At 73.0% G+C, this 26,368-nt stretch carries 18 protein-coding genes; 11 read left to right on the top strand and 7 right to left on the bottom strand.

What is annotated here, in order from left to right; genetic code table 11:
* Positions 1–119 precede the first annotated feature (119 nt).
* Positions 120–800, top strand: coding sequence for a polysaccharide deacetylase family protein (locus tag ACN6LM_RS19045; protein WP_445066608.1), 681 nt, complete (start codon positions 120–122; stop codon positions 798–800).
* 65 nt (positions 801–865) lie between these two features.
* On the opposite strand, the gene lon is transcribed toward ACN6LM_RS19045, so the two are convergent.
* A complete protein-coding gene (gene lon / locus ACN6LM_RS19050; RefSeq protein ID WP_445066583.1) occupies positions 866–3,286 on the bottom strand; it encodes an endopeptidase La in 2,421 nt (806 codons plus the stop codon).
* 177 nt (positions 3,287–3,463) lie between these two features.
* On the opposite strand from lon, the gene ACN6LM_RS19055 reads away from it, so the two are divergent.
* The 10 genes from ACN6LM_RS19055 (at position 3,464) to ACN6LM_RS19100 (ending at position 15,293) form a co-directional block, all read left to right on the top strand.
* Complete coding sequence (locus tag ACN6LM_RS19055) at positions 3,464–3,865, top strand: DUF4259 domain-containing protein (RefSeq protein WP_445066584.1); 402 nt, start codon at positions 3,464–3,466, stop codon at positions 3,863–3,865.
* Positions 3,866–3,897: 32 nt separating this feature from the next.
* Positions 3,898–4,500, top strand: a complete 603-nt coding sequence (locus ACN6LM_RS19060; protein WP_445066585.1) for an RNA polymerase sigma factor — start codon at positions 3,898–3,900, stop codon at positions 4,498–4,500.
* A complete protein-coding gene (locus tag ACN6LM_RS19065; protein ID WP_445066586.1) occupies positions 4,497–5,663 on the top strand; it encodes a hypothetical protein in 1,167 nt (388 codons plus the stop codon). Before ACN6LM_RS19060 ends, ACN6LM_RS19065 begins: the two co-directional genes overlap by 4 nt.
* 10 nt (positions 5,664–5,673) lie before the next feature.
* Complete coding sequence (locus tag ACN6LM_RS19070; protein ID WP_445066587.1) at positions 5,674–6,459, top strand: ABC transporter ATP-binding protein; 786 nt, start codon at positions 5,674–5,676, stop codon at positions 6,457–6,459.
* Complete coding sequence (locus ACN6LM_RS19075; protein ID WP_445066588.1) at positions 6,456–7,763, top strand: hypothetical protein; 1,308 nt, start codon at positions 6,456–6,458, stop codon at positions 7,761–7,763. Before ACN6LM_RS19070 ends, ACN6LM_RS19075 begins: the two co-directional genes overlap by 4 nt.
* Complete coding sequence (locus ACN6LM_RS19080; protein WP_445066589.1) at positions 7,760–8,374, top strand: hypothetical protein; 615 nt, start codon at positions 7,760–7,762, stop codon at positions 8,372–8,374. Before ACN6LM_RS19075 ends, ACN6LM_RS19080 begins: the two co-directional genes overlap by 4 nt.
* A 100-nt stretch (positions 8,375–8,474) precedes the next feature.
* Positions 8,475–9,167, top strand: a complete 693-nt coding sequence (locus ACN6LM_RS19085; RefSeq protein WP_445066590.1) for a spermidine synthase — start codon at positions 8,475–8,477, stop codon at positions 9,165–9,167.
* A gap of 236 nt (positions 9,168–9,403) precedes the next feature.
* Positions 9,404–10,141: a response regulator transcription factor gene (locus ACN6LM_RS19090; RefSeq protein ID WP_014154105.1), complete on the top strand. Its 738-nt coding sequence runs from the start codon at positions 9,404–9,406 to the stop codon at positions 10,139–10,141.
* Entirely contained in the window at positions 10,138–11,214 is a 1,077-nt protein-coding gene (locus tag ACN6LM_RS19095) for a HAMP domain-containing sensor histidine kinase (RefSeq protein ID WP_361019465.1), read from the top strand. The genes ACN6LM_RS19090 and ACN6LM_RS19095 overlap by 4 nt, the downstream gene beginning before the upstream one ends.
* Before the next feature lie 257 nt (positions 11,215–11,471).
* Positions 11,472–15,293 carry a multifunctional oxoglutarate decarboxylase/oxoglutarate dehydrogenase thiamine pyrophosphate-binding subunit/dihydrolipoyllysine-residue succinyltransferase subunit gene (locus ACN6LM_RS19100; protein WP_445066591.1) on the top strand — a complete coding sequence of 1,274 codons (3,822 nt, stop codon included), beginning with the start codon at positions 11,472–11,474 and terminating at the stop codon, positions 15,291–15,293.
* A 70-nt stretch (positions 15,294–15,363) separates the two neighbouring features.
* Here the strand turns inward: ACN6LM_RS19100 and fxsT (ACN6LM_RS19105) are convergent, their stop codons facing one another.
* From fxsT (ACN6LM_RS19105) to fxsT (ACN6LM_RS19130), 6 genes are all read right to left on the bottom strand, one after another.
* On the bottom strand, positions 15,364–18,645 hold the full coding sequence (fxsT, locus tag ACN6LM_RS19105) for an FxSxx-COOH system tetratricopeptide repeat protein (protein ID WP_445066592.1): 3,282 nt from the start codon (positions 18,643–18,645) through the stop codon (positions 15,364–15,366).
* Entirely contained in the window at positions 18,642–19,913 is a 1,272-nt protein-coding gene (locus ACN6LM_RS19110; protein WP_445066593.1) for a CHAT domain-containing protein, read from the bottom strand. Before ACN6LM_RS19110 ends, fxsT (ACN6LM_RS19105) begins: the two co-directional genes overlap by 4 nt.
* The gene (locus ACN6LM_RS19115; RefSeq protein WP_445066594.1) at positions 19,906–21,873 is read right to left on the bottom strand and encodes a hypothetical protein; all 1,968 of its coding nucleotides are present in this window, start codon (positions 21,871–21,873) and stop codon (positions 19,906–19,908) included. Before ACN6LM_RS19115 ends, ACN6LM_RS19110 begins: the two co-directional genes overlap by 8 nt.
* A 7-nt stretch (positions 21,874–21,880) precedes the next feature.
* Positions 21,881–22,828 (bottom strand): AAA family ATPase, encoded by a 948-nt coding sequence (locus ACN6LM_RS19120; protein ID WP_445066595.1) that lies wholly within the window; start codon positions 22,826–22,828, stop codon positions 21,881–21,883.
* 85 nt (positions 22,829–22,913) lie between these two features.
* Positions 22,914–23,228 (bottom strand): CU044_2847 family protein, encoded by a 315-nt coding sequence (locus ACN6LM_RS19125; protein ID WP_445066596.1) that lies wholly within the window; start codon positions 23,226–23,228, stop codon positions 22,914–22,916.
* An 81-nt stretch (positions 23,229–23,309) separates the two neighbouring features.
* Entirely contained in the window at positions 23,310–26,297 is a 2,988-nt protein-coding gene (gene fxsT / locus ACN6LM_RS19130) for an FxSxx-COOH system tetratricopeptide repeat protein (protein ID WP_445066597.1), read from the bottom strand.
* Between the last annotated feature and the right edge of the window lie 71 nt (positions 26,298–26,368).

Consider the following 26,368-nt stretch of genomic DNA (forward strand, 5'->3'; position numbering starts at 1 on the left):
CCAGTGCGGCCGTTCACCAGAGGGAGTGGCACGCCGTGCCCAGTAAGAGGAAGTCGATCGGTACGGGGTTGGCCGTCGCTCTTGTGACAGCGCTCACGCTGACGCTGAGCGGCTGCACGATGGAGACCACCGCGCCCGGCTCGGCCCGCGACGACGCCGCCGCGGACGCCAAGGCGCCGATGGGCCCGGTGGACTGCCGGAAGGCCAAGTGCATCGCCCTGACCTTCGACGCGGGCCCGGCCGAGGACACGCCCCGTCTGCTGGACATCCTCAAGGAGAAGAAGGTCCACGCGACCTTCTTCCTGCTCGGCAAGAACCACGTCAAGAAGCACCCGGACACCGTGCGGCGCCTCGCGGCCGAGGGCCACGAGATCGCCAACCACACCTGGTCGCACAAGATCCTGACCGACCGGAAGCCCGCCGAGATACGTGCCGAGCTGGAGAAGACGCAGAACGCCATCGCGGAGATCACCGGCAAGAAGCCCCGGCTCATGCGCCCGCCGCAGGGCCGCACCGACGACACGATCTCCGGTATCTGCAAGGACCTCGGGCTGTCCCAGATCCTGTGGAGCGCCACCGCCAAGGACTACTCGACGACCGACTCCGCGCTGATCAGGAAGCGCATAGTCGACCAGGCGAGCAAGGACGGCATCATCCTGCTGCACGACATCTACAAGGGCACCGTGCCCGCCGTGCCCGGGATCATCGACACCCTGAAGAAGCAGGGCTACACCTTCGTGACGGTCCCCGAGCTGATGGCCCCCGCCGAGCCGGTACCGGGCACGATCTACCGCCCGTAGGTGCGTACGGCAACGGCCCGCCTCCCCCGCGAGGGGAAGGCGGGCCGCAGTGTCCGCGGCTCCCGTTACGCCGCCTGTGCCGCCGGAATCCTGCGCTCCGCCCTCGCCGGGGCGAGGGCGATCTCCAGGACCTGGCGGACGTCGGTGACCGGGTGGACCTCCAGCGTGTCCAGGACCTCGGCCGGGACGTCGTCCAGGTCGGCCTCGTTCCGCTTCGGGATCACCACGGTGGTGATGCCCGCCCGGTGCGCGGCCAGGAGCTTCTGCTTCAGGCCGCCGATCGGCAGCACCCGCCCGGTCAGCGAGACCTCGCCGGTCATCGCCACATCCGTGCGGACCAGCCGGCCGGAGAGCAGCGAGGCCAGCGCGGTCGTCATCGTGATGCCGGCGCTCGGGCCGTCCTTGGGGACCGCGCCCGCCGGGAAGTGGATGTGCACGCCCCGGTCCTTGAGGTCCGCGACCGGCAGCTCCAGCTCCGCGCCGTGCGACCGGAGGAAGCTCAGCGCGATCTGCGCGGACTCCTTCATGACGTCGCCCAGCTGACCGGTGAGGGTCAGCCCGGACGCCCCGGTCTCCGGGTCGGCGAGCGACGCCTCCACGAAGAGGACGTCCCCGCCCGCCCCGGTCACCGCGAGCCCGGTGGCCACGCCGGGCACCGACGTACGGCGCTCGGCCGGGTCCTGGGCGGACTCGGGCACATGGTGCGGGCGGCCGATGAGACCGCGCAGGTCGTCCGCGCCCACCGTGAACGGCAGCTCGCGGTCGCCCAGTTCGCTCTGGGCCGCGACCTTGCGCAGCAGCCGGGCGACGGCGCGCTCCAGATTCCGTACGCCGGCCTCGCGGGTGTACTCGCCGGCCAGCTTGCGCAGCGCCGGTTCGTCCAGCGTGACCTCGTCCTTCTCCAGACCGGCCCGCTCCAGCTGGCGCGGGAGCAGGTGGTCGCGGGCGATGACGACCTTCTCGTCCTCGGTGTAGCCGTCGAGCCTGACCAGCTCCATGCGGTCGAGCAGCGCCTCCGGGATGGCCTCCAGGACGTTGGCGGTGGCCAGGAAGACGACGTCGCTGAGGTCGAGCTCGACCTCCAGGTAGTGGTCGCGGAAGGTGTGGTTCTGCGCGGGGTCCAGGACTTCGAGGAGGGCGGCGGCCGGGTCGCCGCGGAAGTCGGAGCCCACCTTGTCGATCTCGTCCAGGAGGACGACCGGGTTCATGGAGCCGGCCTCCTTGATGGCGCGCACGATGCGCCCGGGCAGCGCCCCGACATACGTACGCCGGTGGCCCCGGATCTCCGCCTCGTCCCGGACACCGCCGAGCGCGACGCGGACGAACTCGCGGCCCATGGCGTGCGCCACGGACTCCCCGAGCGAGGTCTTGCCGACGCCGGGCGGCCCGACGAGGGCCAGCACCGCGCCGCCGCGCCGCCCGCCGACGACGCCGAGCCCGCGATCGGCCCGCCGCTTGCGCACCGCGAGGTACTCGGTGATGCGCTCCTTCACGTCCTGGAGACCGGCGTGTTCGGCGTCCAGGATCTCCCGGGCGCCCTTGATGTCGTACGCGTCCTCGGTGCGCCGGGTCCAGGGCAGTTCGAGGACGGTGTCGAGCCAGGTCCTGATCCAGGAGCCCTCCGGGCTCTGGTCGGAGGCGCGCTCCAGCTTGTCGACCTCCTTGAGCGCGGCCTCGCGGACGTGCTCGGGCAGATCGGCGGCCTCGACGCGGGCCCGGTAGTCGTCGGACTCGTCCTCCGGGTCCCCGTTGAGCTCGGAGAGCTCCTTGCGTACGGCGTCGAGCTGGCGCCGCAGTAGGAACTCGCGCTGCTGCTTGTCGACGCCCTCCTGGACGTCCTTGGCGATGGACTCGGCGACGTCCTGCTCGGCGAGGTGTTCGCCCAGCCACTGGATGGCGAGCTTCAGCCGGGCGACCGGGTCGGTGGTCTCCAGCAGGCGCACCTTCTGGGCGGTGGTGAGGAAGGGCGAGTAGCCCGAGTTGTCGGCGAGCGCGGAGACGCCCTCGATCTGCTGGACCCGGTCCACGACCTGCCAGGCGCCGCGCTTCTTCAGCCAGCTGGTGGCGAGCGCCTTGTACTCCTTGACCAGCTCGGCGACGGCCCCGGGCAGGGGATCGGGGACGGAGTCGTCCACCCGGACCCCTTCCACCCAGAGCGCGGCGCCGGGGCCGCTGGTGCCCGCTCCGATGCGGACCCGGTCGCGGCCCCGGATGAGGGCGCCCGGGTCGCCGTCGGAGAGCCGCCCCACCTGCTCGACGGTGCCGCGGACACCGATTCCGGTGTACGTCCCGTCGATGCGCGGGACCAGCAGCACCTCCGGCTTGCCCCCGCCCTCCCGGGCGGCGGCCTGCGCGGCCTCCACGGCGGCGCGCACCTCGGCGTCCGACAGGTCCAGCGGCACCACCATCCCCGGCAGCACGACCTCGTCATCGAGCGGCAGCACGGGCAGGGTGAGCGGTGTGACGGCGTTGGACTCAGTAGCCATGATCTCCCCTTCGGCAGTCAAGTTGAGCTATACCGGCTCAATGCTTATGAGCCCCACGATGTTCCCCAAGCCTTGTTCGCTCTGAGCGATCAGCCTTGGCGGACCGGGTCGGGGATCCGGCCCCGTTGTCAGTGGTGCCTGTCACGATGCGTGGACCGAATCGTCAGGGAGAGACACATGGGTGCGTGGGACGTGGGCCCCTTCGACAACGACACCGCCGCCGACTGGTGCGGGGACCTCGACGAGGCCGCGCCGGCGGCCCGCGAGGGAATGGTCCGGGCCCTGCTGGCCGAGACCGCCGGCACCACGGACTATCTGGACTCGCACGTGGCGGACCAGGCGATAGCCGCGGCCGCCCTGGTCGCCGCGCAGTGTCCCGGCGGCGCCCCCGCCGACTCCGCGTACGCGCCGGACGAGCCCCTTCCCGACCTGACCGGCCTGCGCGAGCTCGCGCTCCGGGCCCTGGACCGGGTCCTGACCGAACCGTCCGAGGCGCTGGAGCTCTGGGAGGAAGCGGAGGACGGGCCCTGGCACACGGAGGTCAACCAGCTGCGCGGGGTCCTTATGCCCCGGGCGTGAACCGGGCGGTGGCCGGTCGCCGATAAGGAGGTGTGAGCGACTTGCGCCCCTCGGGGGACGACCGGAGTGACGAGGCGCTGCTGCGTGCCGTCGCACAGGGGGACACGGCCGCCCTCGCCGCGTTCTACGACCGGCACGCCGGCTGGCTGCTCGCCCGGCTGAGCCGCCGCTGCCCGGACGCGGAGACCGTACGGGAGGTCGTGCAGGACACCTTCGTGACGGTCTGGCGCTCCGCCGCCGCGCACCGGGGCACGGAGGCGGGCGGCTGGCTCTGGGTGATCGCCGCCCGGCGCCTGGTCGACGCCCAGCGGACCAGGGCCCGGACGGAACGCGCGGCGGCGGCCGGTCAGGCGGGCGACGCCCGCTGGGCCGCCCCCGCACCGTCCGCCGAGGACCGGGTGCTGGCCGGTCTGGAGTACGGGGACGTGGGCGCCGCGCTCGACCGGATCTCGCCCGAGCTCCGGGAGGTCCTGCGGGCGACCGTCGTCGACGGCCTGACCACCAAGGAGGCCGCCCGGCTGCTCGGCATACCGGAGGGCACGGTCAAGACCCGGGCCATGCGGGCCCGCCGCGAGCTGCGCGCCGCCCTGGACCGGCTGGTCACGGAGAACGACCCCCTGGGAGGCACGGCATGACGACGTGGCACCTGACGGACGAACTGGTCCTGCGGTACGCGGAGGGCACGGCCCCGGAGACGGACGCCTGGTCCCTGGAGAAGCACGTCGAGTCCTGCACCGGCTGCGCGGAACGCGTGTCGACGGCGGTACGCGACCGGGCGGCCGGAGCGGCGGTGCTGGACGCGGTCCGGGCGGCGGTCCTGGCAACGGCGGAGGCGGAGCCGGCCCCGGCGGGGGCCGGGTGGGGGGCCACCGGGACGAGCGCGTGGCACCGGGTACGTGGCGCGGGGCGCCGGTCCCGGTGGGCGGGGGCGCCCGGGGCCGGGGCATGGCGGCGGGTGCGCGCGGGGGGCGGCGGCGCTCAGCCGGGGCGCCCGGTGTCCGCGCCCGATGCGGGGCGCGGACGCGGGGCCGGACCTGCGGGGGGCCGGGCGATCGGCGCGGGGGCGTGGCGGCGGGCGATCGGCGCGGGGGCCGGATGCCGGGCGATCGGCGCGGGGGCGTGGCGGCGGGCGATCGGCGCGGGCGCGTGGCGGCGGGTACCCGGTGCCCACCGTGTCGGCCGGGTGCTCTGGGCCGCCGGGCCCGCGCTGCGGGGGCCGTGGACCGGGGCGTTGCTGCTCGTGGTGTGCGCGGCCGTGGCGCTGGCGTACGGGGGCGGGTTCGGCGCTTCGGCCCGGGCGCTTCTGCTGCTCGTCGCGCCGGTGCTGCCGCTCGCCGGGGTCGGGGTCTCGTACGGGCGCTCCGCCGACCCCCTGCACGAGATCATTGCCACCTCCCCCGGCGGCGGGCTGCGGCTGCTGCTGACCAGGACGGCCGCGGTGCTCGGGGCGACCGTCCCGGCGCTCGCCCTGGCGTGGGCGGTGCTGCCCGCGTCGGCGGGCGGGCCGGGCCCCCTGGCCTGGCTGCTGCCCGGGCTCGCCCTGACGCTCGCGGCCCTGGGGCTCGGCTCGTACGTCGGCTGCCGCACCGCGGCCCTCGTCGTCGCGACGGGCTGGGCGGCCGCCGTCACCGTACCGGCGCTCGACACGTCCCCCTCGGCGCTCCTCGACCGGACGCCGACGGCTCTCCGCTACTTCGCGGGGCTCCCCGCACAGGGCGCGTGGGCGGGGGCGGCCGTGCTCTGCGCGGCCCTGCTCGTCCTGCGCCGCCGATCCTTCGACCACCTGGAGACGTCATGAGCGTGATCGCGTGAACAGCACCGTCGAGGTGTCGGGGCTGACGGTGCGGCATCGCCGCCGGATCGCCTTGGACTCCGTCGATCTCGCCTTCGGACCCGGTGTGCACGGGCTCCTGGGCCCCAACGGAGCGGGCAAGACCTCGCTGATCCGCGTCCTGTCCACGGCCGCCGCGCCGGACGCCGGGCGGATCGGGCTGCTGGGCGCCGAGGTGGGGTCGGCGTCCGACCACCGCGCCCGGGCGGAGGTCCGGCGCAGGCTGGGCTACCTGCCGCAGGAGTTCGGCTACTACGCCGGTTTCACCGTCCGCGAGTTCGTCGCCTACGTGGCGTGGCTCAAGGAGATGGACGGCGCCCGGGTGGCCGTTGCCGTGGAGCGCGCGGTGGAACGCGTGGGTCTTGCCGACCGGATCGACTCCCGGATGAAGACGCTGTCCGGCGGCATGCTCCGGCGCGTCGGCATCGCCCAGGCGATCGTCAACGAACCGGAGCTCCTGCTCCTGGACGAACCGACCGCCGGACTCGACCCGGAACAGCGCGTCGAGTTCCGCGCCCTGATGCGGGACCTCGGGGAGAACGCGACGGTCATCCTCTCCACCCACCTGGTCGAGGACGTGGTGACGGCCTGCGAGGACGTGACCCTGATCGAGGCGGGCCGCGTCGCGTACCGGGGGACGACGCGCGAACTGGCGGCCCTCGGCAAGGACGGCGACGACCCGGACGCGCTCCACGGCAGCCCGATCGAGCGCGGCTACACCACTGCCCTGCGCTCCCACCGGGCGACGGCGGGCGCCCGATGACCCTCACCGAAGCCCCCGTGCGGCGAAAGCCCTCCGGCCCGGCGCTCCTGCCGCTGCGCGCCGAGGCGCGGCGCGGCATCGGCCCGTGGACCGGGCTGTCCACGGCGCTCATGGTCGGCGTGACCATGGCCGCCAAGGCCGACGCCTGGCAGGGCGACTGGATCGAGACCCAGAGCCTCCTGCACTCCGGCGCCACCCTGCTCGCCGGTCCGCTGGTGGCCGCGGCGGCCTGCTGGCAGGGCGCCCGCGACCACCGGCGCTCGACCGATGAGCTGTGGCGCTCCACGCCGCGTGCCCGGTGGCGGCGGATGGCGTGGGCCGCGCTGCCGATCGCGCTGTGGGCGGTCGCCGGGTACGTGGTCGCGCTGGCCGGGGCCCTGGCGGCCACCTGGCCGTACGCGGGCGGCGGCGGCCCGCTCCCCTCCCTCGTCGTGGTGGACGGCGTCGTCCTGGCGGCCGTGGCGCTGCTCGGGTTCTCCGCCGGTGTGCTGTGCCGGTGGCGGCTGGCCGCGCCCGTCGTCGCCGCGCTGATGTACCTGGTGCTCGGGGTGCCGAACTACTCGGAAAGCTCGACGCAGTACCTCGACCCGGCCGTGCAGTACGCGCTGTGGGACCAGGTGCCCGTGTGGTGGTTCGCCCCCGCCATGGTGGTCTGGACCGGCGGACTCGCGGTCGCCGCGCTCACCGCCGTCGCGGCCCGGCGCCGGCTCACGGCTCTCGTACCGCTCGCCGTGGCGGCCGTCGTCGCCCCGCTGATCGTGTCCACGGGCGACGGCATGTTCCGGGCCGATCCGGCGGCAAGTCACCTCGCCTGCACGGAGGGCAGCCCCCAGTTCTGTCTGAGCGGACGCCAGGAGCACCTGCTGCCCCAGGTCGCCGAGGCGCTGTCGGGGCTGACCGGGCGGCTGGAGGGGGTCCCCGGCGCCCCGGAGCGTTACGTCGACCGGCCTCCCGCGCAGCGCGCCGCCGAGTCGTGGGTGCCCACCCCGAACGTCGGCTGGTACCTCCTGCGCGGGCGGCTCCAGCACACGGAGCACTTCGCCTGGCAGGTGGCCATGCAACTGCTCGACCGGGACTGCCCCGATCGCGAGGCGGGATCCAAGAGCTGGAACCGCGTGATCGAGACCGACTTCGCGGTCACCGGGTGGCTGATCGGTCCCCACGCGGCGCAGGTGACCCATGTTTCGGAGTCCCCGGAGCTCCGCCGCCTCGAAGCCCTGCCCGACGCCGAGCGCCGCGCCTGGCTCGGCCGCTACATGAGCGCCCGCAACAGCTGCGACCCCTCGGAGGTGCCGTCCCTGTGAACCCGGTCCCGCGTCTCCCCGCCCTCTACCTCCGCTCCCGCGCCCTCCCCCGTACCGCAGCAGCCGTGGCCTGCACGGCCCTGCTCGCCGCCTGGGCCGCCCACTGGATCCAGGCGCAGCCCACCTTCGACCACAGCGCCCGCGTCCCCGTGCTGGTGCTGGCCCCGCTGCTGGTCTCGTCGGCCATCGGGACGAGTCTGTACGCCGCGGCGGACGAACTCGACCGGACGGCGGTCCGGCGCTGGTGGCCCCGCCGGCTGGCGCACCTGCTCGCGCTCACCGTCCCGGCCGCCGCGGCCCTCGCGCTGGCCGTTCCCGGGCACCCGGAGGCGTTCGGCGCGCCCGGCATGGTGCGCAACGTGCTCGGCGCGACCGGGATCACGGCCGCTTCGGCCGCCCTGATCGGGGCCCGGCTCAGCTGGCTGCCGGTCACCGTGTACATCGGCGCGGTCTACCTGGCCGCGCCGCGCACCCCGGGCGGCGCGGCCTCCGTGTGGGCCTGGCCGATGCAGCCGGGGCCCCAGGCGGGGGCGTGGGCCGCCGCGGCGACGGCGTTCGCGGCGGGGGCGGCGCTCCACGCCGTACGCGGGGCGCGCCGCGAGCGCGGCTGACCGGGGCCCGAGCCCACCCCGTACGAACTCACTGGCCCCCGCCCGCCCCCGCGCGACAGGATGGCGGGGACAGTCGCCCCGGCCACCGGAGATCAGCGCCATGCCCCACACGTTCGGCCCCGACACCGAAGCCCCCGTCACCCTGGACCGCCGCGAGGGGCCGTACGGGGAGGTCGTCCTCCGCCGGCGCGGGGAGGACTTCGAGATCATCGCCAACGGGTGCTTCCTGATGGACACCTCCGACGGCCGGTCCGAGCGGCTGCTGATCGACGCTGCGCTGGCCGCGCTCCCGGCCGGCCGGACCGCGCCCTCCGTGCTCATCGGGGGACTCGGTGTCGGGTTCTCGCTCGCCCGGGCCGCCGCCGGGCCCCGGTGGGGCCGGATCGCGGTCGCCGAGCGGGAGGAGGCGATCGTGGACTGGCACCGGCGGGGGCCGCTGGACCGGATCTCGGGCCCGGCGCTCGCCGATCCCCGTACGGAGATCCTGACGACCGACCTCGTCGCGTACCTGCGTACGACTACGGACCGTTACGACGCGCTGTGTCTGGACATCGACAACGGGCCGGACTGGACGGTCACCGAGGACAACAACGACCTGTACTCCCCCGCCGGACTCGCCGACTGCCACGCGCGGCTCACCCCGGGCGGGGTACTCGCCGTCTGGTCCGCACAACCGTCCGCCGCATTCGACCAGGCCCTACAGAATGCCGGGTTCCAGGGGGTACGTGCGGAAGAAGTGGGCGTTGCCCGAGGTGTGCCCGACGTGGTCCATCTCGCAATCCGGGCCGAGTGAGATCCCCCCGCGGGGTACCGGGAGCCCCCGAACCCGCGGGGGCCAAGCCCCACAAGCGCGACACTCCGCCCCGCGCGGGGTCCTCCCGCGGCGGTCCGGCCTTGCACCCTGCGTAGCCGGGAACCCTCCGCTGCCTCTACGCTGCTCACCGGTAGCGGGATCACCCAACGAAATCCACGAGCGAAAACCGTACGTCCGGGGGAATGTCCTCCGTGAGAACGGGCAGGGGCGGGGCGATGGAACAGACACACACCACCCACAACGGCGTCGCGGCCACCCCGGGCGCGCAGCGCCGTGTGCTGGTGGTCGAGGACGACGCCACGATCGTCGATGCCATTTCCGCGCGGCTGCGGGCGGAGGGCTTTCTCGTGCAGACCGCTCTCGACGGCCCGGCCGCCGTGGACGCGGCCGAGGCATGGCAGCCGGACCTGATGGTGCTCGACATCATGCTGCCCGGCTTCGACGGCCTGGAGGTCTGCCGCCGGGTGCAGGCCCAGCGCCCGGTGCCGGTGCTGATGCTGACCGCGCGGGACGACGAGACGGACATGCTCGTCGGGCTCGGGGTCGGCGCCGACGACTACATGACCAAACCGTTCTCGATGCGTGAGCTGGCCGCCCGGGTGCACGTACTGCTGCGCCGGGTGGAGCGGGCGGCGCTGGCCGCCGTGACGCCGCGCAGCGGCATACTCCGCCTCGGCGAGCTGGAGATCGACCACGCGCAGCGCCGGGTGCGGGTCCGCGCCGACGACGTGCACCTGACGCCGACCGAGTTCGACCTGCTGGTCTGCCTGGCGAACACCCCGCGCGCGGTGCTCTCCCGGGAGCAGCTGCTCGCGGAGGTCTGGGACTGGGCGGACGCCTCGGGCACCCGGACCGTCGACAGCCACATCAAGGCGCTGCGCCGGAAGATCGGCGCGGAGCGCATCCGTACCGTGCACGGCGTGGGCTACGCGCTGGAGACCCCCGCGCCATGACCGCGCCCGGAACGGGGCTGCGGCCGTTCTCGATCAAGGCCAAGCTGGGCACCCTGGTCGTGGTCTCGGTGTTCATCACGACCGGGCTGATCATGGTGGCCTTCCGCACGCGGACCGAGCTGCGGTTCATCACCGTTTTCTCGGTCATCGCCACCCTGCTGATCACCCAGTTCGTCGCGCACGGTCTGACCGCGCCGCTGGACGAGATGCGCGCGGTGGCCCGGTCGATCTCGCACGGCGACTACACGCGCCGGGTCAACGGGGCGGACCGGCGGGACGAGCTCGGCGACCTGGCGCAGACCATCAATCTGATGGCGGACGACCTGGCGGCCGTGGACCGGCACCGCAAGGAACTGGTGGCGAATGTCTCGCACGAGCTGCGCACGCCCATCGCGGCGCTGAGAGCCGTCCTGGAGAACGTCGTGGACGGGGTGTCCTCGGCCGATCCGGAGACGATGCGCACCGCGCTGAAGCAGACGGAGCGCCTGGGCCGCCTCGTGGAGACGCTGCTCGACCTGTCCCGCCTCGACAACGGCGTCGTCACGCTGAAGGCCAACCGCTTCGAGGTGTGGCCGTACCTCTCGGGCGTGCTGAAGGAGGCGAACCTCGCCGCCGCCCACCGCCGGCTCTCCTCCGGGTCCGGCAACCACTCCCGTACGGACGTGCATCTGCACCTGGACGTGTCGCCGCCGGAGCTGACCGCGCACGCGGACGCGGAGCGGCTGCACCAGGTGGTGGCCAACCTCATCGACAACGCCGTCAAGCACAGCCCGCCGCACGGCCGGGTCACGGTGCTGGCCCGGCGCGGCCCGCAGCCGGAGTCCCTGCACCTGGAGGTGGTGGACGAGGGGCCGGGCATTCCGGAGTCCGAGCGGCACCGGGTCTTCGAGCGGTTCAACCGGGGCGAGGTGGCCTCGCCGCACGGCCCGGGCAGCGACGGCGGCACGGGGCTCGGCCTGGCGATCGCCCGCTGGGCGGTGGATCTCCACGGCGGCCGGATCGGCGTGGCCGAATCTGCTCGCGGCTGCCGGATCCGCGTCACTCTTCCGGGGATCCCGCAACCGCGAGGTTGACATAGGGTTCGAACCGGAAGGCCGCGTTCTACGTGTTCCGGGAACGGGATACGGTCGAGGGGGGCGCCGCGGCGGCCTCCCGTACCCGGAGCGAAGCGGAACCATGCTTGTTTCCCGCCATTTCCAGCGCCGAAACCCGGCTTTCGATGTGACTTGCACGACGAAGACCTCCCCGGCCTGCAAGGAACGGCCACGGAGGCGTAGCCTTGATTCCCGCTGTCCATCACCTTGCGAAGCGGAAGAGGGCGGTCACCGCCGTGTCGTCTCAGTCCCCCAGTAACTCGAGCATCTCGACCGACCAGGCCGGCCCGGGCACCAACCCGGCCGCGGCATTCGGCGCCAATGAGTGGCTCGTCGACGAGATCTACCAGCAGTACCTCCAGGACCCCAATTCGGTCGATCGTGCCTGGTGGGACTTCTTCGCCGACTACAAGCCGGGCAAGACCGGCACGGCGGACAAGCCCGGCGCCGCAGCCGCGGGGGCTGCAGCGCCCGCGGCCCCGGCCGCCCCCACCACCACCGCCCCGGCCGCTCCGGCGCAGCCCGCGGCCCAGGCCCCGGCGGCGCCCGCCGCCCCGGCACAGGCCGCCCCGGCCGCTCCCGCCGCGCCCAAGGCCCCGGCCCCGGCCGCACCGGCGAAGGCCGCCCCGGCTCCGGCCGCGAAGGCCCCCGCCGCGAAGGCCAAGGCCGCCGCGGACACCGAGGCGCCGGCCGGACCGGAGTACGTGACGCTGCGCGGCCCGTCCGCCGCGGTCGCGAAGAACATGAACGCCTCGCTGGAGCTGCCCACGGCCACGTCCGTGCGCGCCGTCCCGGTGAAGCTGCTCTTCGACAACCGCATCGTCATCAACAACCACCTCAAGCGCGCCCGGGGCGGGAAGATCTCCTTCACGCACCTCATCGGGTACGCGATGGTGCAGGCGCTCAAGGCCATGCCGGCCATGAACTACTCCTACGCGGAGAAGGACGGCAAGCCGACCCTCGTCAAGCCGGAGCACGTCAACCTCGGCCTCGCCATCGACCTGGTGAAGCCGAACGGCGACCGCCAGCTGGTCGTCGCGGCCATCAAGAAGGCCGAGACGCTCAACTTCTTCGAGTTCTGGCAGGCGTACGAGGACATCGTCCGGCGCGCCCGCAACGGCAAGCTCGGCATGGACGACTTCACCGGCGTCACCGCTTCGCTGACCAACCCCGGCGGCATCGGCACCGTCCACTCGGTGCCCCGCCTGATGCCCGGACAGGGCCTCATCATGGGCGTCGGCGCGATGGACTACCCGGCCGAGTTCCAGGGCACCTCGCAGGACACCCTGAACAAGCTGGGCATCTCCAAGGTCATGACCCTGACCTCGACGTACGACCACCGGGTCATCCAGGGCGCCGCGTCGGGCGAGTTCCTGCGCATCCTCTCCCAGCTGCTGCTCGGCGAGAACGAGTTCTACGACGAGATCTTCAAGGCGCTGCGCATCCCCTACGAGCCGGTCCGCTGGCTCAAGGACATCGACGCCTCGCACGACGACGACGTCACCAAGGCCGCGCGGGTCTTCGAGCTGATCCACTCCTACCGGGTCCGCGGCCACGTCATGGCCGACACCGACCCGCTGGAGTACCACCAGCGCAAGCACCCCGACCTCGACATCACCGAGCACGGCCTCACCCTGTGGGACCTGGAGCGGGACTTCGCGGTCGGCGGGTTCGCCGGCAAGTCGATGATGAAGCTCCGCGACATCCTCGGCGTCCTGCGCGAGTCGTACTGCCGCACCACCGGCATCGAGTTCATGCACATCCAGGACCCGAAGCAGCGCAAGTGGCTCCAGGACCGGGTGGAGCGCCCGCGCCCCAAGCCCGAGCGCGAGGAGCAGCTGCGCATCCTGCGCCGGCTCAACGCCGCCGAGGCGTTCGAGACGTTCCTCCAGACCAAGTACGTCGGCCAGAAGCGGTTCTCGCTGGAGGGCGGCGAGTCCGTCATCCCGCTGCTCGACGCGGTCATCGACTCCGCCGCCGAGGCCCGTCTGGACGAGGTCGTCATCGGCATGGCCCACCGCGGCCGCCTGAACGTCCTCGCGAACATCGTGGGCAAGTCGTACGCCCAGATCTTCCGCGAGTTCGAGGGCAACCTCGACCCGCGCTCGATGCACGGCTCCGGCGACGTGAAGTACCACCTGGGCGCCGAGGGCACCTTCACCGGCCTGGACGGCGAGCAGATCAAGGTCTCGCTGGCCGCCAACCCCTCGCACCTGGAGGCGGTCGACCCGGTCCTGGAGGGCATCGCCCGCGCCAAGCAGGACATCATCAACAAGGGCGGCACGGACTTCACCGTCCTGCCCGTCGCCCTGCACGGCGACGCGGCCTTCGCCGGCCAGGGCGTCGTCGCCGAGACGCTGAACATGTCGCAGCTGCGCGGCTACCGCACCGGCGGCACCGTGCACGTGGTGATCAACAACCAGGTCGGCTTCACCGCCGCCCCGGAGTCCTCGCGCTCCTCGATGTACGCCACCGACGTGGCGCGCATGATCGAGGCGCCGATCATCCACGTCAACGGCGACGACCCCGAGGCCGTCGTCCGGGTCGCCCGGCTCGCCTTCGAGTTCCGCCAGGCGTTCAACAAGGACGTCGTGATCGACCTCATCTGCTACCGCCGCCGCGGTCACAACGAGGGCGACAACCCGGAGTTCACCAACCCGCAGATGTACACCCTGATCGACAAGAAGCGCTCGGTGCGCAAGCTCTACACCGAGTCCCTCATCGGTCGCGGCGACATCACCCTGGAAGAGGCGGAGCAGGCGCTCCAGGACTTCCAGGGCCAGCTGGAGAAGGTCTTCGCCGAGGTCCGCGAGGCCACCTCGCAGCCCGCGCAGCCACACGTCTCCGACCCGCAGGCGCACTTCCCGGTCTCCGTGAACACCGCGGTCACCACCGAGGTCGTCAAGCGGATCGCCGAGTCGCAGGTCAACATCCCCGAGTCGATCACCGTGCACCCGCGGCTCATGCCGCAGATGCAGCGCCGTGCCGCCTCGGTGGAGAACGGCACGATCGACTGGGGCATGGGCGAGACCCTGGCCATCGGTTCGCTGCTGATGGAGGGCACCCCGGTCCGGCTCGCCGGCCAGGACAGCCGCCGCGGCACCTTCGGCCAGCGCCACGCGGTCCTGGTCGACCAGGTCACGGGCGAGGACTACACCCCGCTCCTCTACCTGACGGACGACCAGGCCCGTTACAACGTCTACGACTCGCTCCTCAGCGAGTACGCGGCGATGGGCTTCGAGTACGGGTACTCGCTGGCCCGCCCGGAGTCGCTGGTCATCTGGGAGGCCCAGTTCGGTGACTTCGTCAACGGCGCGCAGACCGTCGTGGACGAGTTCATCTCCTCGGCCGAGCAGAAGTGGGGCCAGACCTCCGGCGTCACGCTGCTCCTGCCGCACGGTTACGAGGGCCAGGGCCCGGACCACTCGTCCGCCCGCCCGGAGCGCTTCCTCCAGATGTGCGCGCAGGACAACATGACGGTCGCGATGCCGACCCTGCCGTCGAACTACTTCCACCTCCTGCGGTGGCAGGTGCACAACCCGCACCACAAGCCGCTGATCGTCTTCACCCCGAAGTCGATGCTCCGCCTCAAGGCGGCCGCGTCGAAGGTGGAGGAGTTCACGACCGGCGGCTTCCGCCCGGTCATCGGCGACGACACGGTCGACCCGAGCGCCGTCCGCAAGGTCGTCTTCTGCGCCGGCAAGGTCTACTACGACCTGGAGGCCGAGCGCGAGAAGCGGGGCGTCACGGACACCGCGATCATCCGTCTGGAGCGCCTGTACCCGCTGCCGGGTGCCGAGATCCAGGCCGAGATCGCCAAGTACCCGAACGCCGCGAAGTACCTGTGGGCCCAGGAGGAGCCGGCCAACCAGGGCGCCTGGCCGTTCATCGCCCTGAACCTGATCGACCACCTGGACCTGGCCGTCGGCGCGGACGTCCCGCACGGCGAGCGCCTGCGCCGCATCTCGCGCCCGCACGGCTCGTCCCCGGCGGTCGGCTCGGCCAAGCGCCACCAGGCGGAGCAGACCCAGCTGGTCAACGAGGTCTTCGAAGCCTGACCGACAGCCTGTACCCCGGAGGGGCCCGTCCCGCGCTCACGCGCGGGGCGGGCCCCTCGGGCGTACGGGCTCAGGTGACGAGCGGTTCGAAGGGCCAGAACCGGGGCAGCACACCCCCCGGACCGGCCTCGGACGCCCGGCGGCAGGCCACGGCCAGCGGGTGGCCGGGCCCCAGCACGGCCTCGGCCCGGTCGCTGTTCCCGCGCCCCGGCGGATACGCGTCCCGGGGCAGCACCAGCACATGGTTGAACGCCCAGCCGATCGCCCAGGGGTGGTCCACACCGACGGCCCCCGCCATCCGGACGCACGCCTGCTCGATGTCCTCGGCCCCGCCGCTCCGGTCCCCGGCCGTCCACCGCATCAGCCCCAGGTTCCCCCGTGTACCGATGGTGTACGGGTGCTCGTGGCCCAGCATCCGCGTGTAGCCGGCCACCACCTGCTCATGGAGCTCCAGGGCCTCGCGGGGGTCGCCCGCCTCCCGTTGCACGGTCGCGGTTCCGGTGCTGATCAGGAGGGTGAGCGGGGCGTACTCGCCCAGGGTCCGCAGGGCGTCCCGCCTGATGCGGTCCAGGTCCGCTAGCACGGCCGGGGCGCCCCTGATCGCGTACTGGCACAGCGCCAGGTGGTACCGGCCGCGGAGGGTCTGCGGGGCGTTGCCCCCCAGCACCCGCAGATGGTGGTCGACCGTTTCCCGCAGCGCGTGTTCCGCCTCCCGGTACCGGCCGAGGAGCCGCAGGTCCATGGCGAGGTTGATCTCCGAGTACAGCGCCGGTGGCGCGTCCGGCGACAGCACAGCCCGGCGGAGTTCGAGGCAGCGCTCGTCCAGGGCGAGCGCGTCCCCGTACCGTCCCAGGAGCCGCAGCGAGACGGCGAGGTTGTTCTCCGCGTTGAGGGTGCGCGGGTCCTCCGGGCCGAGGAGCCGGCGGTCGCGTTCCAGGATCGACGCGGACAGCTCCGCCGCCTCCTGGTAGCGGCCGAGTCCGCGCAGGTCGGCGGCGAGTCCGCCGGCGGCCCGCAGATGGTCCAGGTCCAGTTCGCCGCGCTCGGCCGCCAGGAAGTCCGCGGTGGCGCGCTCGACCTTCGCGCTGTTCCGGTAGTCGCCGAGAGCCCGCAGCAGATTGGCGTAATGGTGGCGCAGGGCCCAGATCCGGGGGTCGGCGGCGCCGAGGGCTCTCTCCCAGGACCGCATCGCCGGCGCGGCGAACCGGATGCCGCTGCCGTACTCGCCGGAGAGGTACATGTAACGCAGGCAGTCGAGGACCAGTTGGTGCACCTGTGGGTCCGTGCTGTCCAGCACCTCCGCCCATTCGAGGTGGGTGGTGAGTGCGGCGTACGCGGGCCAGTGGCGCGGGTCGGAGGGGTCGCCCGGGTCGGCGGCGGCGAGCGCCCGGGCGGCCCCCTCGGCGTACGCCCCCCGCTCCCGCTCGGGTATGTCCTTGCGGATGATCTGGTGGACCATGCGGTGCAGGTGGACCGACTCGTCGCTCCCCCGGGACTCCACGCGGATGACGGACAACCGCCGCAGGTGGCGGATCGCGTCGTTCCACATCAGCGGATCGCGCACCAGACGGGCGTAACCGGGGGGCAGTACCTCAGGCGGTACGGCCCTGAGCAGCTGTACTGGAACTGCGCCGGGTGCGAAGAAGCAGCAGAGGTGCAGAAGTCCGACGGCCTGCGGAGCGGTCTCGCGCAGCCTGTTCAGCAGGATCGACCAGGCGGTCCGGAAGGCGAGCGGGAAGTCGGCGGACACCCTGACCACGTCCTGGTCGGCGCCCTCTTCGAGCAGTCCGATGTACTCCTCGACCGGCATGGCCGATTCGTTCAGCCAGCCCGCCGACTGGTCGAGCAGGAGGGGGAGGTCCTCCAGCGCCTCGGCGAGCCGGCCGGCTTCGGTGGTGGTGAGGCGGGGCGCCCGGCGACGCAGGAAGGCGACCGACTCCTCGCGTGCGTGGGCGGGTACTTCGAGGATCCGGCCGCCGCGCTCGGCCCACTCCGGGTTCCGGGAGGTGATCAGCACGTGTCCGGGCCCCGGAGGCACCAGGTCCCACAGCTGTTCGGGATCGTCCGCCCCGTCCAGGATCAGCAGCCACTGGGGGTACGGCTCGCCCCGGCCCAGCGCCTCGCGTACGGCTCGGAGCCGTTCACCGTACTCGTCGCCGGTCGACAGGCCGAGTGCCGGAGCCAGTTCGGCGAGCCTCTGCCGGTAGTGCGCGCGCCGGTCGGCGGGCACCCACCAGACGACCTCGTAATCGGAGCCGAAGCGGTAGACGTACTCCGCCGCCAACTGCGTCTTGCCGATGCCGGGCATGCCGTGCAGGACGACCCGCCCCCGCCCCGGCTCGCCCCGGTGGAATTCCTCGTAGACGGTCGACAGCAGCTCTTCGCGACCGGTGAAGCGGATGTTGCGGCGCGGCACCCCGCCCCACACGGCGGGCAGGCTCGCGGGGAAGCGCGGCCGCCCCGGGGCGGCCGGGTCCGGGGGCAGCGGGTCGGTGGGCAGTCCCAGCCGGGCGAGGAGCCGCCGCTCCGCCTCCTCGGCGTCCGCGTCGGCCAGGTCGACGGCACCGAAGACGGTCGCGGCGTCCGGAAGCGCGGACGTGGTGACGCGCACGGCGGCGAACCGGTCCGCGTGGGGGGCGACTTCGGAGCGCAGCGCGCGGTCCCACTCCTCGTGACTCCGGGGCCCGAGCTGGAAGTACCAGTCGCTGAGGACCACCAGCACCCGCCCGGGCGCGAGCGTCAGGTCCCGCAGCGCCTCCTCCAGCGGTTCCTCCGGCGCCGGATCCCAGTCCCGCTGGACCACCGGCACCCCGCGCCGCCTCAGCCGGTCCCCGATCCACTCCGCCCAGGCCCGGTTGTACCCGGCGGAGCTGATGGTGACCCCCGCGTCGGGCCGCGGGGACCCGGGCCGCGCGGCCGACGGATCCCGGCGGGCCGCGACCGTGCCCCGTACCACCGCCCCGGCGTCGGCCGACTCCGTGATGGCACAGGGCAGTTCGGCCTTTCGGACCGAGGCGCCCCACTGATTGAAGATGGTCAGCCGCAGCACGCCGGGGCCGGCCGAGGGCCCCGCGGTGACGAGGAACGTCGCGGGCCCGTACGTACCGCCGAAGCGGTGCAGGACGAGCCCGGGGTCCTCGACCGCCTCGCAGACGAAGTGCGGCGCGCCTTCCAGGGCGACGCTGAACGTCAGCTCCTCCTCGTCGTACGGCCAGGCGTCGCCGTCCGTGTCCCCGTGGGCGTCGAGCGGGCCGCGCAGGTCGACGCTGACGCACTGGACGAGGCCCGGCTCCACCTCGGAGAGCCAGCCCACGACGGGCTCGATCAGCAGCGGGCGTTCGTCACCGGTCATGGCCGCCCACCCGCTTCGGCCGGTACGGGAGCGCCGGGCCGGCGCGTGGTGAGGCGCAGGGTGCTGAGCGGATGGCCGTAGTACTGGAACATCAGGCTGTACAGGAGCCGCAGCACGTTCCGCTGCCGGTCCGCGTCGAAGGTGCCGTCGTCCTTGACCATCATCGGGACCCCGCCGCCCGCGAGAAAGGTGTCGTGGACCTGCGCGCGGAAGGCCCGGAGCGCACCGGAGACGGGCCGGTCGGGGTCCTCGGTCACGCTGTCGACGATGCGGCGGATCATCACCCGGGCCTCGGGGTCGCCGACCGCGCCGGCGGAGACGATGCAGCCGCCCGCGCCGTTGCGCAGGAAGATCTGCGTGAACCCGCGCAGGTACTGCCTGCCGTCGCCGCCGTAGTCGAGGAAGCGTCCGGAATGGCAGGCGTTGAGGCAGACCAGGGCCTCGTCGCGGCCCAGGAGGCGCATGTCGAGGTCGTGGTAGTCGGCCCAGGTGCCGCCGCCCAGGGTCAGCTTGCTGAGTTCCTGGTCGAAGGTGCCGTGGCAGCCCATGTACACCAGGCCGGTGCGCTGCTCGGCGAGGTCGTCCAGGTTGTTCAGGAAGCTCTCGATACCGAAGTGCGGCCGGTGTTCGTACGGGTGGAAGAACTCCTGGTCACGGGTCATGTCGGTGTGGAAGAAGCTGAGGACCCGGCCGTCGGGGGCGACCGGCCGGTCCGGGAAGTCGTCCAGCCAGCGCGCCACGTCCACGAGCGCGCCGAGCGGGCCGCCGCGCAGCCCGGCACCCGGCACGGGAGGCAGGTCCAGGGCCTCCCAGGGCAGCTCGAAGCCGGTCTGGTCCAGGACGACGATCTGGAGGGCGTCGCCGTGGACCCGTCGGCACCGGTTGATCCAGTCCGTCAGCCGGTGCTGGTACCCCGACCAGCGCCGGATGGACCGGAAGAGCTCGGAGGGCGGGGTGCCGCCCCGGCGCGCGTGCCCGAACCCGATGTCCGCAGGCCGGAGTTGGCCGGGGCCCGTGGTGTACGGGAGGTGGTCGACGCCCGCGCACCACGCCTCGATCCCGAACGCGTCGGGGGCGCCGGCCCCGGTGTGGTGGCGCCCGACCCGGATGCGGGCGTACGCCGTGTCGGGCGGGCGGGCCGCATCCACGGGCGCGGCGCCCAGGCCGCGTGGTTCCGGGGGGCGTGGCGCCGGGGAGCGCGGGCCGGGCAGCGCCTGTGCGGCGGAGGCGACCACGCTCCTGATCAGCCGGAGCCGCCCGTCAGCCATGGTGTTCCTGCCGGTCCGGGGCCCCGGGGGCGTCCGCGTCGTCGGTCCGTCCGACGACCCCGCCGCCCAGTGCCTCGGCCAGGGCGGCCGGAAGCCGGGTGTAGGGGGGCCGGCCGGGGTCCACGACCACGCTGCGGAGGCGGCTGCGGCCCAGGGCGCGGATGTGGGCCGCCACGGCCACGGCGTCGTCGACGCCCGTACGGCGCACCGGACCGCGGACCGGCCGGCCGCTGCGGCTCACCGCAAGCGGCACATTGCCCCGGCCGTCGGTGGCGACGACCAGCAGCGCTTCGACCAGTCCGGCGCTGTGGTGCCGGAAGGCCCGCCGCAGCGCCTGCCCGGCCAGGTCAAGGCCGTGGGCGAGCGGCGTCGCCCGTCCGGGGCGCCGGGCCAGCGCCGCGGCGATGCGCGGGTCCCGGGTGGAACGGGCGGTGAACGCGCGGGCCCGGAACTCGTCCGGCTCGCCCCCGCCGCCGACCTCGACCACATGGACGGAGGCCCGGGTGACGTAGGCCCAGCGCAGGAACGGTTCGAGGGCCGGATACCAGTCCCAGCCGCCCCGGCACGTGTGGTCGAGGACGACGGTCAGCATCCGTACGGGCTCCGGGGCCCGGACATAGCCGCGCAGGTCCGGCGGGGCGATCACCAGCGGGCCTCCCGCGCCGCCCCGGACGGCCCGGTACTTCGCGGCCTCCATCGCGGTGCGGACCGGGGCCAGATCCCACAGGTCGCGGGCGCGCCGCACCCCGATGACCGGTCCCCGGGAGGCGCGCGCCCCCGCGTCGCGCCGGGCCGGCACCCGCAGCGTGGCCTCGCCGCTCCCGGGCCCCGCCACATCCTCCGGGTACGGGAGGTTAGCGGCCGGTGACGGCTCCCCGGGCGCCTCCGCCGGGCCCAGCGGCTGCGCGGATTCCGGTCCGTGCACGGGGACACCGGTTTCGGCCTCCTGCTCCGCACCGCGCGGGGGCTCCGGGCGGGGCAGCGGACGACCCGCGTCCGGCGACCCGGACAGCTCACGTTCCGGGACGTGCTCCGGCCGCGCTTCCGGCCGGTGCGGGGCCCGGAGCCGGATGAGCCGCGCGGCGCGGTCGACGTGGTCGGGGGTTACGGGGAGGGGGGCGGGGGCTTCGGGGCGAGAGGCGTCGGGGCGGGGGACGTCGGGGCGGGGGACGTCGGGGCGGGCGCCCTCGGCCTCCTCGTGGCTGTCGAGGCGCACCAGGGCGCGGGCGATGCGGGCCAGGGCGAGCGCGCGCCGGCTGCCGCCGCCCTCCTGCTCGTCCAGGAGGTCCAGCACGGCCGAGGCCGCTTCACCGGTGAGCGCGAGGCGGGGCCGGGGGGTGTCCGGTGCGAGGGCCGCCGCCCAGCCGGCGGGGAGCGGGCCAAGCGGGTCCGGTCCGAGGCGCGGGCGCAGGTCCGGGACAGCGAGGCGCAGGGCGAAGCGGTCCAGGAGGTGTGGGGAGAGCAGCGCGGCGTCCTCGGACCGGCAGCAGGCCAGCCAGCGTGCGCGGGGCCGCCAGTGGTGCCGGATGCCGGAGTGCTCCAGGGCGGCGGTGTCCGAGCCGAGCAGCTGGACGGCGGCGCGCAGGCCGGGGACGCTGAGCCGGGCGAGGTCGGGGACGACGACGAGCTGGGGGCCGCCGTCCGGCTCGGCCAGGGGCCCGGGCCCGAAGGTGAACCCGATGCCTTCCGGGCCCCGGCGCACCCGGGGCCGTATCCACAGGTCCTCGTCCACCGTGGCGGAGTCCAGCACGGTCCGGGGCGCGGGACGGTCGTCCGGCGTCCCGCACGAGCGGCCGAGGAGCTGGGCGAACGTCCGCGAGACGACCGGCAGGTGCTCAGGCGGGAGGTCGAAGAGCAGGACTCCGGCGAGCGAGGGCTCCAGCGCGGCGGAGACGAGCACGGTGAGCAGGAGCCGGAGGACCCCCTCCGGCTCCTGGCCGCCTGTCGGTCGCACCGGCATCCCCATGTCAGCCGAAGAGCTCGTCCAGCGCGGATTCCTCTTCCTGCCCCCAGGCCGGCTCGGGTCCGTGGACCGAATCGGGCCTGCGGTGGCGCAGGGCGAGCGGCACCACACGGCGTACGTGGGAACGCTCCACGGACCGGGCACCGTCCCTCGCGGCGAGCGCGCGGGCCGCCTTGGCCACCAGCAGGTCGCCCCGCTGGCCGACAGCCCCGGTGCGGGCGGCGGCCTCGGCGCAGAGCCTGCTGATATCCGGATCCAGCCGGACCACGGTCAGCCGTTCCCGGGCGGCGGTCAGGGCGTCCCGCAGCCGCCTGTTCTCGTCCTCGGCAGCCCGTAACCAGGCGGAGCCTGCGACGAGACGTTCCTCCTCGAAGGCGAGCACTGTGGTGATCATCCGGTGCCGTTCCTCGATGTCCAGCTCGGAGGCGGTCACCATCAGCCCGAACCGGTCGAGGAGCTGGGCCCGCAGGCTGCCCTCCTCCGGGTTCATCGTGCCGACGAGCCCGAACGAGACATGGGCCTCGGTGTCGATGCCCTCCCGCTGCACGGACAGGACACCGGTGGAGACGACGTCGAGGATGATGTTGACGATGTGGTCGTCCAGGAGGTTGACCTCGTCGACGTACAGCAGCCCCTTCCGGTGCGCCTCCTCCAGGAGGCCGGGCTGCCGCCGCGCCTCTCCGTGCATCAGGGCGTCCAGCTCCCAGCCGCCCAGCACCCGATCGTCGGTCGCGTTGATCGGCAGGGTCACGGGCAGGCACCCGCCGGTCATCAGCGCGAAGGCCCGCACGACGGTGGACTTGGCCGTGCCGCGCCGGCCCGCGATGAGGACGCCGCCGATGGCCGGTGCGATGAAGTTCAGCTCCAGGGCCAGCTTCAGCTCGTCCTGCCCGACGATGCGGCTGTACGGGAGGATCGGCGCGGGTAACGCCTCGGCCGCCGCGTCGCTCACGAGGGCGCCACCACCGTGGACGCCTGCTCCTCGCGGCCCGGCTGCCAGCGGAAGGTGACCTGGATCTGCGCCTCGGCCCCGGCCTTCACCACCGCGGCCATCCCCGCTCGAAGGTGATGCCGACCTGGAGCTCGATCTCGTCGGGCCGCAGCCCGTCCCCGAGGTCGCCCAGCCTGCGCATCGCCTGGGAGGCGCAGCGCCGGGCGAGGTCGAGGCCGTCCCCGTACAGATCCTGCGCCGCCCCGAGCGCCCGGCGTCCGGCCCCGGCACCGTCCCGGGTCTCCTCGCTTCCGTAGAGGGAGTCGGCGTCGGTGACGGGAGGACCGGTGGTCGTGAACGCCTCGGCGTCCACGACCACCGGTATCGGACCGTCTTCACCGGGTGCCGCTGGACCCACCACAACTGTCATCATCGCCCCCGAACGGATCTCAACCAGTTTGCACGGAACGGCTACTGAGCGGCAGTCATCAATGCCGCCACATCAGGTGGTCAGAGGCTCGAAGTCCCAGTAAGGACGGTTCCGGGAGCGGGCCGAGACGGTGTGGACGTGCTGAGCGCCGAGGGTTGCCGCCAAGTCCTCCAGGGCCTCGTTCTCGATCTTCTCGGCCTTCTGCCGGTCGCGTAGACCGCGCAGGTCGGCGGCGTGGGCGATGCGGGCGGACAGCGTCAGCGGGTGGGTCCGGCCCAGGACCTCCACGGCGCGGGTGATGACGGACTCCGTCAGCGCGGCCGCCCCCTCGGGGTCGCCCACGAGGTTCCGCAGCGCCGAGGCGTTGATGCCGCAGCCCAGCGTCCAGGGATGGTGCTCGCCGACGGCCTGAGTCATGCCGGCCAGCGCCTCCTCCAGCAGCACGTGGGCGTGCTCCCGCTCCCCCACGTTGCGCAGGATCAAGGCGTGGTTGGACCGGGTGCCGGCCGCATACGGGTGCTCCTCGCCGAGCATGTCCGCGTAGCCGCTCACCACCTTCTCGCTTATGGCCCTCGCTTGGTCGATGTTGCCGTGCTCGCGGGCGAAGCAGCTCTGGCCCGCCGCGAACATCATCGTCAGTGGGTCGCTCTCACCCAGGACGCGTTCCCCTCGCTCCAGAACACGGGTGAACAGTGCCGCGGCCTGGGCGCGTTCGCCGTCGCGATAGTGGCACAGCGCGAGGTTGTGCTCGGCGCACAGAGTCTGCGGGTTGTCCGGCCCCAGGACGCGTCGATGCGCTTGGACGCTCTGGTTCTGAAGGGAGAAAGCCTCGCCGTAACGGCCGAGAAGGCGCAGGTCGATGGAGTAGCTGGTCTCGGAGGAGAGGGTCCAGGCGTGCCGATGGCGCAGCAGTTGGCGGCGCGCGTCCAGGGTGCGCCCGTCGAGTTCGAGGGAGTCCCGGTACCGGCCCAGCAATCGAAGCGTCACGGCCAGGTTGTTCTGCGCGCTGAGCGTGCGCGAGTCCTGATCGCCGAGCAGGTCGTGGTAGCCGGCCAGGATCCACTGGCAGATCTCCAGCGCCTCGTCGTAGCGGCCGAGACCACGCAGGTCGGCGGCCAGTCCGCCGGAGGCGCGCAGGTGTTCCAGATCCTGGGTGCCGCGCTCGGCGCGCAGATGCTCCACCGCCGCGCGTTCGATGGCCTCGGTGGCCGCGTAGTCACCAACGGCCCTCAGGAGGTTGGCGTAGTGGTAGCCGAGGTCCCAGAGCCTGGGGTGGTTCTCACCGAACAGCTCCCGCCAGGCGGCCATGGCCCGCTCGCCCAGCTTGATGCCGGCCCGGTACTCGCCCGAGAGGTACATGTACCGCAGGCAGTTGAGCACCAGCGTCTGCACGGCCGGGTCGTCGCTCTTCAGTACGTCGGCCCACTTCAGGTGCGGTGTGATCTCGGCGTACGCGGGCCACAGGCGGGTGTCGGTGGGGCGTCCGGGGTCCGCCGCGGCGAGGGCGCGCCGGACGACGTCGATGAACTCCTGGCGGTTCTCCTCCGTCATGTCGTGCCCGATGATCTGGTGGACCATGCGGTGCATGTAGATGGACTCCCCGGAGGATGCCGCATCGATGCCCGATTCATGGGATTCCAGTCGGACCACGGAGTACTGACGAAGCTGGTTGATCGCCTTGTTCCACAGCAGGGGATCACTCATCAGCCCGGAGACCTGTTCCGGCAGGTCTCCGGGCGGCATCTCCTTCAGGAGCCGTACGGGGATGGAGCCGGGTGCGAAGAAACTGCAGAGGCGCAGCAGGTCGACGGACTCGGGGACGGTGTCCCTGAGCTTGTTCAGCAGTATCGACCAGGCGGTCTGGAAGGCGAGGGGGAAGTCGGCGGAGACCTTGACGACATCCTGATCGATGCCGCCTTCGAGGAGTTCGATGTACTCCTCCACCGACAGATCCGAGTCGTTGAGCCAGCCGGCCGTCTGGTCGAGCAGCAGCGGCAGGTCTTCGAGGGCCTCGGCGAGCTGGTCGGCCTCCGCCGGTGTCAGGCGCGGGGCTCGGCGGCGGATGAAGGCGACGGACTCGTCGCGCCGGTAGACGGGCACCTCGACCAGATTGCTGTTGTGCTCGCTCCACTCCGGGTTACGGGAGGTGATGAGGACGTGCCCGGGCCCGGTGGGCACCAGGTCCCAGATCTGCTCGGGCTCGTCGGCGCCGTCCAGGATCAGCAGCCAGTGGGAGTGCGGGTCGCCCCGGCGGAGCGAGTCGCGTACAGCACGCAGCCGTTCGCCGTATTCGGCGCCGGTGGACAGGCCCAGCTCGGGTGCGAGTTCGGCGAGCTTCTGCCGGTAGAGCGCGCGCCGGTCGGCGGGCACCCACCAGACCACGTCGTACTCGGAGCCGAAGCGGTAGACGTACTCCGCGGCCAGTTGGGTCTTGCCGACGCCGGACATGCCGTGCAAGGTCACGACCCCCGCACCCGGCCCCGACTCCTGGAGCGCCCGGTAGGTGTCGGTGAGCAACTGCTCCCGGCCGGTGAAGCGGATGTTGCGGCGCGGCACCCCGCCCCACACCTGCGGGGTGTCGGACGGGAACCGCGGCCCTGACGGGGTGCCCTGGGGCAGCGGGTCGGTGGGCAGCCCGAGACGGACGAGGAGCCGCCGCTCCGCCTCCTCGGCGCCGACGTTGGTGAGGTCGGCAGCGCCGAAGGCGGAGGTGGCTCCCGGGAGCGCGGAGGTGGTGACGCACACGGCGGCGAACCGGTCCGGTTCCGGCGCGACTTCGGAGCGCAGTGCCCGATTCCACTCGTCGTGGCTCCGGGGGCCGAGCTGGAAGTACCAGTCACTGAGGACCACCAGGACCCGACCGCGCGCCAGCGTCAGGTCCCGCAGCGCCTCCTCCAGCGGAACCGAGACCGGCGGGTCCCAGCGCTGCTGGACGACCGTCACCCCGCGCCGCTCCAGACGGTCCGCGATCCACGCCGCCCAGGCGCGGTTGAAGCCGGCGAAACTGATCGTGACGGTGTTCGCCCCGACTACTCCAACTGGCCTACGCGTTCCGGGCATTCAGCCGTCTCCCTGCCTCGATACGAGCCTTGTCAACATACACCGGAGCACTGCTGCCCCAGCGGGAATCC

The sequence above is a fragment of the Streptomyces sp. SAS_281 genome, assembly GCF_052542855.1.